This window comes from Sphingomonas sp. Leaf62 (genome assembly GCF_001421915.1).
In the GTDB taxonomy this organism is placed as follows: domain Bacteria; phylum Pseudomonadota; class Alphaproteobacteria; order Sphingomonadales; family Sphingomonadaceae; genus Sphingomonas.
The window spans coordinates 187496-199942 of sequence record NZ_LMLN01000013.1 but is presented as its reverse complement, the minus strand read 5'-3'; the positions used below and the strand labels follow the sequence as shown (position 1 = coordinate 199942).

Annotated in this window: 12 protein-coding genes; 3 read left to right on the top strand and 9 right to left on the bottom strand. The window is 68.4% G+C overall.

The annotated features are described in order from the left end of the window. Positions 1–2: 2 nt before the first annotated feature. The 8 genes from ASE91_RS18750 to ASE91_RS08800 form a co-directional block, all read right to left on the bottom strand. The gene (locus tag ASE91_RS18750) at positions 3–203 is read right to left on the bottom strand and encodes a DNA gyrase inhibitor YacG (RefSeq protein WP_082449830.1); all 201 of its coding nucleotides are present in this window, start codon (positions 201–203) and stop codon (positions 3–5) included. Then, complete coding sequence (locus ASE91_RS08830) at positions 181–1155, bottom strand: hypothetical protein (RefSeq protein WP_056625094.1); 975 nt, start codon at positions 1153–1155, stop codon at positions 181–183. Before ASE91_RS08830 ends, ASE91_RS18750 begins: the two co-directional genes overlap by 23 nt. Further along, complete coding sequence (locus ASE91_RS08825) at positions 1148–1717, bottom strand: Maf family protein (RefSeq protein ID WP_056625091.1); 570 nt, start codon at positions 1715–1717, stop codon at positions 1148–1150. Before ASE91_RS08825 ends, ASE91_RS08830 begins: the two co-directional genes overlap by 8 nt. Positions 1718–1746: 29 nt before the next feature. Then, positions 1747–1965, bottom strand: coding sequence for a translation initiation factor IF-1 (gene infA / locus ASE91_RS08820; protein WP_003049127.1), 219 nt, complete (start codon positions 1963–1965; stop codon positions 1747–1749). 226 nt (positions 1966–2191) lie between these two features. Then, positions 2192–4147 (bottom strand): alpha/beta hydrolase family protein, encoded by a 1956-nt coding sequence (locus tag ASE91_RS08815; protein WP_056625088.1) that lies wholly within the window; start codon positions 4145–4147, stop codon positions 2192–2194. 123 nt (positions 4148–4270) lie between these two features. After that, positions 4271–6445 (bottom strand): sodium-translocating pyrophosphatase, encoded by a 2175-nt coding sequence (locus tag ASE91_RS08810; RefSeq protein WP_056625239.1) that lies wholly within the window; start codon positions 6443–6445, stop codon positions 4271–4273. Positions 6446–6568: 123 nt separating this feature from the next. Beyond that, positions 6569–7444: a thiamine-phosphate kinase gene (gene thiL, locus ASE91_RS08805; protein WP_056625236.1), complete on the bottom strand. Its 876-nt coding sequence runs from the start codon at positions 7442–7444 to the stop codon at positions 6569–6571. Then, positions 7441–8472 (bottom strand): DUF2332 domain-containing protein, encoded by a 1032-nt coding sequence (locus ASE91_RS08800; RefSeq protein WP_056625087.1) that lies wholly within the window; start codon positions 8470–8472, stop codon positions 7441–7443. The genes thiL and ASE91_RS08800 overlap by 4 nt, the downstream gene beginning before the upstream one ends. Before the next feature lie 50 nt (positions 8473–8522). Here ASE91_RS08800 and hisG point away from each other — a divergent pair, with 50 nt between their 5' ends. From hisG to nusB, 3 genes are all read left to right on the top strand, one after another. Next, complete coding sequence (hisG, locus tag ASE91_RS08795) at positions 8523–9173, top strand: ATP phosphoribosyltransferase (RefSeq protein WP_056625084.1); 651 nt, start codon at positions 8523–8525, stop codon at positions 9171–9173. Then, positions 9170–10453: a histidinol dehydrogenase gene (hisD, locus tag ASE91_RS08790; RefSeq protein WP_056625082.1), complete on the top strand. Its 1284-nt coding sequence runs from the start codon at positions 9170–9172 to the stop codon at positions 10451–10453. Before hisG ends, hisD begins: the two co-directional genes overlap by 4 nt. A 273-nt stretch (positions 10454–10726) precedes the next feature. Then, positions 10727–11194: a transcription antitermination factor NusB gene (nusB, locus tag ASE91_RS08785; protein ID WP_056002116.1), complete on the top strand. Its 468-nt coding sequence runs from the start codon at positions 10727–10729 to the stop codon at positions 11192–11194. A 378-nt stretch (positions 11195–11572) separates the two neighbouring features. On the opposite strand, the gene ASE91_RS08780 is transcribed toward nusB, so the two are convergent. Continuing rightward, positions 11573–12442, bottom strand: a complete 870-nt coding sequence (locus ASE91_RS08780) for an alpha/beta fold hydrolase (RefSeq protein WP_056625233.1) — start codon at positions 12440–12442, stop codon at positions 11573–11575. Between the last annotated feature and the right edge of the window lie 5 nt (positions 12443–12447).

The following is a 12447-nucleotide window of genomic DNA, read 5'->3' as shown; positions in this document are numbered from 1 at the left end:
TGTTAGCCGCGCGAATCGTCGCTGTCCAGCCCGGTTTCCGATTTTTCGTCGGAAGATGCGGCGGGACCTGCGATCCGATACCCTTCGCCCATCCAGTTCAGCATGTCGCGGTCGCGACAGCCGCGACTGCAAAAGGGACGAAAGGCCGGATCGGTCGGAGCCGAACACAGCGGGCAGCGGTTACGGGAAGCGGGCCTGGACATGGCCCGCGGATATGGCGAGGCCGCTCTCCGCCCGCAAGGCGAGCGATGCGCCGAGCGTGCGTTCGACCGCCGCGATCCAGTCCGGCCGGGCGGCGACGGCCGCGACGACGGCGGGATGCGCGGCCAGCGTCCGTTCGCCGCTGCCGCCGGTGCGCTCCGCCTGTCGCAGGAGCGCGCGGGCATGGGCAGGCACATGGGCGAACAGTTCGGGGAGCGATGCACGCGACCGCCGCCGCACGATCTGCAGGAAGCCGAAGCCGTTGACGGCGGTGCGCTCGAACGGTTGCGGCAGGATGGCATCGACCGCTTCGGCAGTCGCCTGCCGGACGGCCTTATCGTTCACCGTCGGCAGGTCGATGCCGATCGACCCGGCGATATCGAGCCGGGCGATCGCCGCTGCCGCCGCCCGCGCACCGGCGTTGGCGAGCGCGGCGGGGGCAAGGTCGCCGTCGATATCGATCAGCGTCATCGCCGGGGTCAGCGCGATCGACAGCGCACCGCCGGGAAAGGCGACGTGCCCGGTGGTCGCTTCCTCGATCAGCAGCGGCCAGCCGGCATCACCCAGAAGATCGCGATCGAACGGTCCGACAAGGCGCGCGCCGGGCAGGTCCGCGATCGAAGGACCGTCGCACGGTTGCGCGTCGGGCGCGGCGGGACGGGCGCGGGCGCGCTTGGGCTTGCCGGGTTCGGACAGGGCCGGGCGGGTGATCTTGACCAGCAAGGTCGCGCCTTCGGTGACCGTACGGGGCAGGGGTTTCAACAGCGCCTCGCCATCGTCCCACGCGACGATTCCCTCGTTACGGACGGGCAGGCGGCGGACCAGCCGGGCGGCGACGATCGTGCCCGCGCGCAATGCGTCATCGGGTTCGATCCGGGCCTCGACAATGTCGCCGTCGACGATGCGCGCGGCGCGGACTTCACCGATGCCGCGCTCGACGATCCAGTCAGCCAAGCGCAACGCCGGCGGTTTCGAGCAGCGCGCGGGTATCGAAGAGCGGCAGGCCAATCACGCCCGAATGGCTGCCGGAAAGGAAGCGCACGAACGCCTCTGCCCGGCCCTGGATCGCATAGCCGCCCGCCTTGCCCAACCCTTCGCCACACGCAACGTACGCGTCGATCTCGCGCGGTTCGAGCCGCTTGAAGGCGACGATCGTATCGGCGATGCGAATGCGCGCCTGTCCGTCGGGCATCAGCACGCATACCGCCGACAGGCAGTGATGGCGACGCCCCGACAGCAGACCGAGCAGCTCGCGCTGCACGTCCTCGCTGGTGGCGGGGGGCAGGATGCGGCGACCGAGCGCGATCGTCGTGTCGCCGGCCAGCACCACCGCACCCTCGACCGGACCGATCGCGCGCGCCTTCGCCTCGGCAAGGCGCAGCGCATAGGGACGCGGCAATTCGCCTTTCAGCGGGGTTTCATCGATATCGGGTGCCTCGACGCGATCGGGCACCGCGCCGATCCGCGCCAGCAGGTCGCGGCGGCGGGGCGAGGTCGAGGCGAGAATCAGGCGCATGGCCGCAGGTCCGGTCACGCGGGGTCCGCTTACTTGAAGCGGTAGGTGATGCGACCCTTGGTCAGGTCATACGGGGTCAGTTCGACCAGCACTTCGTCACCGACCAGCACGCGGATGCGGTTCTTGCGCATCTTGCCGGCAGTGTGTCCGAGGATTTCGTGATCGTTCTCGAGCCGGACGCGGAACATCGCGTTGGGCAGCAATTCGACCACCTGGCCGCGCATTTCGAGAAGTTCTTCCTTCGCCAAACAAATACCTCGTGAATAAGGGCGCACCGGAACCGGGCGGGTCCCCATAGGCGCAAACCATAAAAAAGGAAAGCGCGAACGGCCGGACCCGTGGCTGACACGGCCGGTCGTCGTAGTTTGGACGGAAATAGGCGCGGTGCCGGGCGGGCGCAAGGTGCGGGTGGTCCGCACTCGCACGTTACCCCGGGTCTAGCCTTCGGGTGACGGTAGGTGGGGGATTGCCCAGTCAGGCCGGGTTATGCTCCTTCAGGAACGCGGTCATCTCCTGCAAAAATTGCAGCCGGTCCTCGCCACGGGAGAAGAAATGGTCGCCGAGCGGCTGTTCGACATAGCGATAGGGTTTGCCGGCCCGTTTCAGTTCGGCGGCAAGCATCCGCGACTGTGCGACCGGCACGCGCTTGTCGACCTTGCCATGCATCAGCAGGATCGGCGTCGAGAAGTCGGCGGCGTGGAAGCGGGGCGAGACCGTCTGGAAATCGGGTGCCTGGCTGCGCAGCCAGTCGCCGATGGTGCGGCCGTTCAGGAAGTGGCTGTCATAGCGGCGCAGCGCTGCCAGATCGGACACGCCGGCATAGCTGATCGCGCAGCGGTACAACTTGCCGTCGCGCTGGGCGGCGCGCATCGCCGCATAGCCGCCATAGGACGCACCGACCATGCAGGCGCGCTTGGGATCGGCGATCCCTTCCTTCGCCAGATGGGTGACCGCGTCGTTCAGATCGTCCTGCATCTTCAGGCCCCATTCGCCGGCCCCCTTGCGGGCGAAGGCAGTGCCATAGCCCGACGATCCGCGGTAATTGGGCTGGATCACGACATAGCCGAGCTCGGCCAGATATTGCGTCCACCAGTCCCAGCCCTCGCTGTCGCGGGCCGACGGGCCACCATGCGGCAGGACGATCAGCGGCAGGTTCTTCTGGTTCAGTCGGTGGCGCGGCATGGTCAGTACCGCCTCGATCAAGGTTCCGTCGCGCGCGGCATAGCGGATGGTGCTGACCGGCGAGAGGCGGCGGCTCTGCAACGTCTTGCTGTTCCACGCGATACGCTGCATCCGGCTGAACGCGCTGTCCCAGTAATACAGGCCGCCGGGTTGCGAGGCTGCCGCGACCTCCACCAGGAACTTGTCACGCTTGCGGTCCCACGACACGATCCGCGCGCGACGGTCGCCGATCGAGGCGTTGATGTCGGTTTGCAGTGTCTTCAACTTCTCGTCGAACCATGTGGTCCGTCCGTAGCGTTCGGTCACCGTCACGCCGGCGACGTCGTTTTCGTCGGCATTGTCGATGATGCCGTCGACGTCGTACCCCTCGAGCGAATAAAGTTTCTTCTCCAGCGCGAGGTCGGGCAGCGACACCTGATAGACCGAGGTGAAGCCGCCTTCGTCGTCCAGCGCGATCGCGCTGCCGTCGGTGCGGAAGGTGATCGGGATGGTCAGGCCGTCGTCGTCCTTGCGTTCGCGCCGGGCGATGACACGGAAGCTTTCGGTATTGTTCGCACGGTACAGCAGCGCGGAGCGCCGCGACTGGTCGTTATATTGATAGGCGGCACGGACCTGCCCCTGTCCGTCGGCATACCAGCTATAGACGTTGGGGCGGCCATCGGCGACGCGGCGCGATTTGCCGGTCGATACGTCGACTTCGAACACGGTCGGGTTGAAGTCGGATTCGTTTTCGATCCCCGTCTGACGCGAAAGCAGAATGCGCGGGCTGCCGTCATGCGCGACCCACAGCACGTCGTCGGCGCGCAGGCCCGATTTATCCCAGTCGAGCCGACGGGTCGTCTTGAAATCGGCCTTCACGCTCAGCACGCGGGTGACGTAATATTCGTTGCCGTAGAGCAGTTGCTGCGTACCCAGCCCGACGATCAGCCAGTCGTCATTGACCCAGCGCCACCAGTTGATGTCGGTATCCTCGGGCGTGCCGAGCCCGACGTTGCGGGCATCGCCGCTCAACTGCGACAGCACCAGCACCTGTTTGCCGCCGATCGCGCTCTTGGCGACGACGCGGGTGCCGTCGGGCGACAATTTGGGCGATTCGATCGATGGCAGTTCGGCGAACGCCTCGATCGGGACCGGCGTGGCGGGATCGACCTTGGCCGCATCGACCTTGGCAGATTTGTCCGCAGGCGGCGGCGTCTGTGCCGGAGCGACGGTGGCAAGGACAAGGCCGATGGCCGCAACGAACCGCATGAACCCCCCTGTTCGGGGGCGGCCGGGATGCGCCCCCCGCGCACCTGTTCCGGCAAGACTGGACGCCCCCATCCGCCGTCGATCCTAACGCGGCGGACGGGGGACGCAATCGATCAAAGGAACCTATCCGGCGGTATGTCCGGCAAGGGCCGCCAGCAGCAACAGCGCGACGATGTTGGTGATCTTGATCATCGGATTGACCGCCGGGCCGGCAGTATCCTTGTACGGATCGCCGACGGTATCGCCGGTCACCGCCGCCTTGTGCGCCTCCGATCCCTTGCCGCCGTAATTACCGTCCTCGATATATTTCTTGGCATTGTCCCATGCGCCGCCGCCGCTGGTCATCGAGATGGCGACGAACAGGCCGGAGACGATGACGCCGAGCAGCATCGCGCCGAGGGCCGCGAACCCCTGCGCCTGTCCGGCGACCCACGTCATGATGTAATAGACCGCGACAGGGGACAGGACGGGGAGGAGCGAGGGGATAATCATCTCGCGGATCGCGGCGCGGGTGACGATATCGACGGTGCGGCCGTAATTCGGACGGCTTGTGCCGGCCATGATGCCGGGATCGGCGGCGAACTGCGCGCGGACATCCTCGACCACCGAACCCGCCGCACGGCCGACCGCGGTCATGCCGAACGCCCCGAACAGATAGGGGAGCAGCGCGCCGAGCAGCAGCCCGACGATGACGTACGGGTTGGACAGCGAGAAATCGACGGTCAGGTCGGGGAAGAACAGCTTCAGGTCGGTGGTGTACGCCCCGAACAGGACGAGCGCGGCGAGCGCGGCGGAGCCGATCGCATAGCCCTTCGTCACCGCCTTGGTCGTGTTGCCGACCGCGTCGAGGGCGTCGGTACGACGGCGGACTTCTTCCGGAAGGTTCGCCATCTCGGCAATACCGCCGGCATTGTCGGTCACCGGGCCATAGGCATCGAGGGCGACGACCATGCCGGCGAGCGCCAGCAGGGCCGTGGCGGCGAAGGCGACGCCGATGATGCCGGCCAGCTGGTACGACGCGATCACTGCGATCACGATCACCAGCGTCGGCAATGCAGTCGATTCGAGGCTGATCGCCAGGCCCTGAATGACGTTGGTGCCGTGACCGGTGACGCTGGCCTTTGCGATCGACTTGACCGGGCGATAGGCGGTGCCGGTGTAATATTCGGTGATCCACACCAGTGCGGCGGTTACCGCGAGGCCGATCATCATGCACCAGAACAGGTCCATGCCGGTAAAGCTTTGTCCGGCGACCGGGGCCTGTGCCCCCAGCGCCCCCTCGACGGTCAGCGTATCGCCGCCGGGATCGAGGAAGCCCGCGCCGCCGATCACGGCGTTGAGATCGCCCAGCGCCCAGCTGGCCGCGAACCAGATGGCGGGGACCGCCAGCAGCGCGGTGGTCCAGAACCCCTTGTACAGCGCGCCCATGATCGACTGGCCGCGCCCCAGCCGGACCATGTAGGTGCCGAGGATCGAGGTGACGATGCACACCCCGCCGACGATCAGCGGCAACGCCATCAGCCGCAGCAGTTCGGCGGGCGGTGCCTGAACCAGCAGCGCGATCGACACCATCGTCAGGCCGATCGTGACGACATAAGTCTCGAACAGGTCGGCGGCCATGCCCGCGCAGTCGCCGACATTGTCGCCGACGTTATCGGCGATGACGGCTGGGTTGCGGGGGTCGTCCTCCGGGATGCCGGCCTCGACCTTGCCCACCAGATCGGCGCCGACATCGGCTGCCTTGGTAAAGATGCCGCCGCCCAGCCGTGCGAAGATCGAGATCAGCGATGCGCCGAAGGCGAGCGCGGTCAGCGCCTCGATGACTTCGCGGTCGCCCGGACCGTGGCCGGCGATGGCGACGAGGTACCAGAAGATGCCCGAGATCGCGAGCAGGCCGAGCCCGGCGACTAGCATGCCGGTGATCGCGCCCGAGCGGAACGCCATGGTGAGGCCGCCCTGCAGCGAGCCGCGCGCGGCCTCTGCGGTACGGACATTGGCGCGGACCGAAATCTCCATGCCGACATAGCCCGCGACGCCCGACAGGATCGCGCCGATCAGGAACCCGACCGTCGACAGCGGCCCGAGCGTGGGGAAGAGGATGATGGCGACGATGACGCCGACGATGGCGATGGTGCGATACTGGCGACCCAGATAGGCCTTGGCCCCCTCCTGGATCGCGGCGGCGATATCCTGCATCCGCGCGTCGCCCGGCGAGGCGCGCAGCACCTGCATACTCGTGAACAAACCGTACAACACGGCCAGCGCACCACACGCCATGGCCAGATAGACTATCGTCATCCGCAACCCCTCCTGCATGGGGCCGCCCGGCTGTCTCGTCGGGTCGAACCCCTTGGAAGCGGGGCAGCTTATGCCGATGGGCGGGGGAGGCAACCGTTAATTCCTCCCCGGTTCGGGGAGGATTTAGTGTTGGTAGCCTAGTCGATTGGGGAGAGGGACGGGGTGGCCTGCATCTACGAGTGACAGGCCTGTGCCGACGGCGAATGTCCCGATCCGGGTCGCTGCTACCGGCGGCGTGGTATCGTAGGCGAAGAGCAGTTCGTAATCGTCGCCCGCCGTGGCGGCGGTCAGCGTGTCGTGGCCGAACGCCCGCAAGTCCGACGACAGCGGCACTGCCGCCAGGTCGATCGTCACCGCCAGCCCGCTTGCCGCCGCCATGCGGGCCGCGTCGATCAGCAGGCCGTCGGACACGTCCATCATCGCGTGGACGAGTGGTGCCAGCGCCTGTCCTTCGGCAAGGCGTGGGATCGGGCGGCGGTAGCGGTGTAGCAGCGTGGTCGGCCCCGCCGCGCCCTGCGCGATGGCGAGGCCCGCGCCGGCATCGCCGATCGTGCCGGTCACCCAGAGCGCATCGCCCGCCTTCGCGCCGTCGCGGCGCGGGGCGCGGCCGCTGCGACCGAGCGCTGTCAGCGACAGGAAACGGGGGCTGCCGGCGGGCAATGTCACCGTGTCGCCGCCGAGCAGGGGGCAGTCGAACGCACGTAATACGTCGTCTAAGCCGGCGAGGAACGCGCGGTCCCACACGTCGTCGCCGATCGGAACCCCGAGCATCACGCCCACCGGCACCGCGCCCTTGGCGGCAAGGTCCGACAGGTTGGTCGCGACCAGTTTCCACGCGACGTCGGCCGGCGGATCGTCGCGCAGGAAATGGACGCCCGCGACGATCATGTCCTTGGTCAGGACGAGGTCGCCGAGGTGGGCGGCGTCGTCGGTCAGGCCGTGTGCGCCGGGGTGGAGCGGCAGGGTGCGCAGCGCGGCGAGGAAGTCGGCCTCGGTCAAGTCGCGGCGATCCACGCCCCATGGGCATGGGCGGTGGCGAGCATCTGCGGTTCGCCATGGCCGGGCCAGCTCTGCACGATCAGCTCCTGCCGTTGCAGGACGCGATCGGGCTCCATCCGGACCCAGGCGAGCGGGCGGTCGGTGGTGGCGACGGCGGCGGCATCGGCGATCATCGTCCGGATCGCGGCACGACGGTCGTCGCCGAGATACTGCCAGACGACCGAGTGCATCAGCACGCGGGTGACGCCGGTCGCCTGCGGTTCGGCGAGGCGATCGCGCAGCCAGCCGACGGCATCGCCCGCGACCAGATCGACCGGGTCGGCGCGCAGCATCGCGGTCGCCGCCGCCAGCCGTTCCTGCCGTTCGGGCTGGTCGGCCCAGATATAGCCCGACAGGCGGGTCGCGACCGCGGGGTCGGTGGCGTCGAGCGGCTGGATATCGACGCCGCGCACCCGTTCGATCCGGATCGGCACCTCCGGGGGCGGGGTGCCTCGCCAATCGGGGACGATCGCGACCGGGGCGTCGGCGCGGCCGACCCGCACCCCGCCCAGATCGAAGCGGTAGCGATCGATCAGCAGGTTGAGGCCGGCGCTCGACCCGATTTCGAGAATGTCGAGGACGGGACCGTGCCGCTGCGCGACCGCCAGCAGCCCGGCCATCAGCACGCCCGAGCGCATCGGCTCGTTGGTCTGCGGCGGGCCGTCGAGCCATGGCAGCAGCAGCGCGTCATGCTCGACCAGCGCCTGGCGCAGGATCGCGTTCGGCTCGCCGGCACCAGCGAACAGCGCGGTCAGATCGCGATCGATGCCGCTCCGGGCCAGCGCATGCAGCCCCCCGACCAGCCGCAGCGGCAGCGCGTCGGGGATCGCATCGCCCGGCCAGTCGAGCACCCGCCGCCCGGTCCGGCTGTCACGGGTCAGCGCGGTGGCGAGCGCTTCGCAGACGCGGGCAGTGATCGGTGCCGCCATCGCGGCGCAGAACGCCGCCTGCTGGCGAAAGGCGAGGCGATTCGTCGGTTCATCGGCCATGGGGCGCGTGTTGCGCCCGCCGTGCGCCCCAAGTAAAGCGCCAGTCGCCCATGACCGACCCCATCATCATCGCCGTGCCCAAAGGGCGTATCCTCGAAGAAGCCATGCCGCTGCTCGCGCGCGCCGGCATCGTGCCCGAAGCGGCGTTCCGCGATCCCGACAGCCGCGCGTTGCGCTTCCGCACCGACCGCGCCGATATCGACCTGATCCGGGTGCGTGCGTTCGACGTCGCGACGTTCGTCGCCCATGGCGCGGCGCAGCTGGGCATCGTCGGGTCTGACGTGCTGGCCGAGTTCGACTATTCGGAGCTGTACGCACCGGTCGACCTGAAGATCGGGCATTGTCGCATCTCGGTCGCCGAACCGGCGCGCCTCGCGGCGACCGACGATCCGCGCGGGTGGAGCCATGTCCGCATCGCCACCAAATATCCGCACACCACCCAGCGCCACTTCGCGGCGCGGGGCGTTCAGGCCGAGTGCGTGAAGCTGAACGGCGCGATGGAGCTGGCCCCGGTGCTGGGCCTCGCGCCGCGTATCGTCGATCTGGTGTCGTCGGGACGGACGCTGAAGGAGAATGGGTTGGTCGAGGTCGAAACCATTGCCGAGGTGACGTCGCGGCTGGTCGTCAATCGCGCGGCGTTCAAGACGCGTGGGGCCGTCGTGCCGCTGGTCGATGCGTTCCGCCGGGCGGTGGCGCCATGATCCGGCTGGATACGAGCGCGGCAGGGTTCGCCGCCGACTTCGCGGCGCTGGTCGATGCCCGGCGCGAGGCGGACAGCGACGTGGCGCGCGACGTGACCGCGATCCTGCGCGCGGTGCGCGACGACGGCGATGCGGCGGTGCGGGCATTTACCGAGAAGTTCGACGGCCATGATCCGGATGCGACCGGCTGGCGTATCGAGCGAGCGACTTGCGATGCGGCGTTGGCGGGCCTCGACCCCGACCTGCGCGCGGCGCTGGAACTCGCGCATGACCGGATCGTCGCCTATCACGCGAAGCAGCGGCCCGAGGATCGCGACGAGGTCGATGCCGATGGTGTCCGGCTGGGCGCGCGGTGGAGCGCGGTGGCGGCGGCGGGGGTCTATGTCCCCGGCGGGCGGGCGGCCTATCCGTCGTCGGTGCTGATGAACGTCGTGCCGGCCAAGGTCGCCGGGGTCGATCGGATCGTGATGGTGACGCCGACGCCCAAGGGCGAGGTCAATCCGCTGGTGCTGGCCGCCGCCGCGCTGGCCGGGGTCGACGAAGTGTGGCGGATCGGCGGGGCGCAGGCCGTCGCCGCGCTCGCCTATGGCACCGACCGGATCGCGGCGGTCGATGTCGTGACCGGGCCGGGCAATGCGTGGGTCGCCGAGGCGAAGCGCCAGCTATACGGCGTGGTCGGCATCGACATGGTCGCCGGCCCGTCCGAAATCGTGGTCGTCGCCGACGGGCAGAACGACCCCGAATGGATCGCCGCCGACTTGCTGAGCCAGGCCGAGCATGATCCGACCAGCCAGTCGATCCTGTTCACCGACGATGCCGGCTTTGCCGACCGGGTGGCCAAGGCGGTCGACGGCCAGATCGCCGAGCTCGCGACCGGACAGGTGGCGCGGGCGAGCTGGGATGCGAACGGCGCGATCGTGATCGTGCCGACGCTGGCCGATGCGATCCCGTTGGTCGATCGGCTCGCGCCCGAGCATCTGGAGTTGGCGGTCGGCGATCCCGAACCGCTGTTCCGGGCGGTGCGCCATGCCGGATCGGTGTTCCTCGGGCGGTACACGCCGGAGGCGGTCGGCGATTATGTCGCCGGGCCGAACCACGTGCTGCCGACCGGACGGCGGGCGCGGTTCGCGTCGGGGCTGTCGGTGCTGGACTATATGAAGCGGACGAGCTTTCTGGGGCTGGACGCGGCGGCGCTGGCGAAGATCGGGCCGGCGGCGGTGACGCTTGCCGGGGCCGAAGGGCTGCCGGCGCACGCGAAGTCGGTGGCGATCCGGTTGTAAAGAGACGCGTTTGACGACCCGTCACCCCGGATCAAGTCCGGGGTGACGAACGGTGTGGTCGCGTCGATCGATGCATCGTACCGGGGCTCCGAAACGGCGGAAATCCGCCAAAGGTCACAAAAGTCACACTCGCCACGCATTCGTGCGGCGGTCGGACCATGGGCGGTGGACAGGCGGACGGTTCAAAGAGCGCGGCGACGCTGGCACCATCGGGGGCTGTAGGAAAGCGCCCCCTCGACTTGGGCGGCCGACAGCGGCTATGGGGCGGCGCTTATGACCAGCAAGAATTCCCGCCCGCGCGGTGCCCGTCAGGCACGCGCCGCCGCCCGGTTGGCCGCCGTTCAGGCGCTGTACCAGCATGAGATGGAAGCGACGCCGATCCCGGCGCTGCTCCACGAATTCCACCAGCACCGGTTGGGCGCGACGATCGAAGGCGTCGAATATGCCGAGGCGGACGTCCAGTTCTTCGACGACGTGGTCAAGGGCGTCGATGCCCGCCGCGAAGAGATCGACGCGATGATCGCATCGAAGCTGTCGACCGGGTGGACGCTCGACCGGCTGGACAAGCCGATGCGGCAAATCCTGCGCGCGGGCACGTACGAATTGCTGGCGCGGCCGGACGTGCCGGTGGCGGCGGTCATCAGCGAGTATCTGGACGTCGCCGATGCGTTTTACGACCGGCGCGAAAAGGGGTTCGTGAATGGCTTGCTCGATTCGGTGGCGAAGGTGGTTCGGGGGTAGGTTCTCGCGTTCCCTCGACCCTTCCGCCCTCGTTTGCTTCGAGCTTGTCGGGAACCGTAGTCGAGAAGGGGTGCCCCAAGCAGGCGGGTTCTCGACAGACGCTTCTCGACTTCGCTCGAAGCTGCTCGAACTGAACGGGGTGGATGTGGGGAAGTTTGGCTTTCCTCGCCGTGCTTCCCAGACCGTTCGTCCTGAGTAGCCGCTGAGCTTGTCGAAGCGGCGTATCGAAGGACCGCTGACCAAGTGCTTCGATACGGGCCTTCGACTTCGCTCAGTCCCTACTCAGCACGAACGGTGGGGGTTGCCGACGCCGAGCGTTTCCGGGTGGCCGGCGTCGCCCCCGTCAGCACGAACGGTTGGGGGCAGTTCTGGGGATCGTTAGCGCAACCACCCCCTGATCGCCCGGTTCACCGCCTCCGGTGCCTCCCATGGCACGAAATGGCCGGCATCGACCTTCACCACCGTCAGGTCGGGCACGACCGCCTCCAGCCCCTCGACCTGCACCGGCAACAGCGCCTTGTCGCGCAGGCCCCACACGACCAGCGTCGGCTGCGTGACCGGGGGGAAGGGGGCGTCGATCCATGCCGGGCGCCCGGGGGTTTCGCCGGGCGCGGGGACGATGATCGCCGAGGCGCGGTACCAGTTGAGCATCGCGGTCATCGCGCCGGGTTGCGACCATTCGTCGAGATAGGCGGCCTTTTCCGGCCCGGCGATGGCGCGGGTGACCAATTTGGCGAAACCGGTCGCGAAGAAATGTTCGAGGCCGCTGCCGATCAGCCCGCGATCGATCGACGTGTCGCGGAATTTCGTGATGTACTGGCTGGCGGCGCGCTGTTCGGGATCGTCGAACAGCGAGCGTTGGAAGACCAGCGGATGCGGCGCGTTGAGAATGATGAGGCGTTCGATCCGGTCGGGATGGCGCAGCGCCGCCATCCACGCGATCGCGCCGCCCCAGTCATGGCCGACCAGCGTGAACCGGTCGACGCCCAGCGCATCGGCGAGCGCGATCAGGTCGGCGACGATGCGGTCGGGGGAATAGTCCGCCACCGCCGCCGGCTTGTCGGAACGGACATAGCCGCGCTGATCGGGGGCGATGACGTGATGGTCGCGCGCGAATTCGGCGAACTGGTGCCGCCACGTCCGGTGCGATTCGGGGAAGCCGTGGAGGAAGATCATCGCTGGCGCGCCCGCATCGCCCGCCACCGCGACGTCGAGCGACACGCCGGTCGACAGCGCGATGCGACGCATCGCGG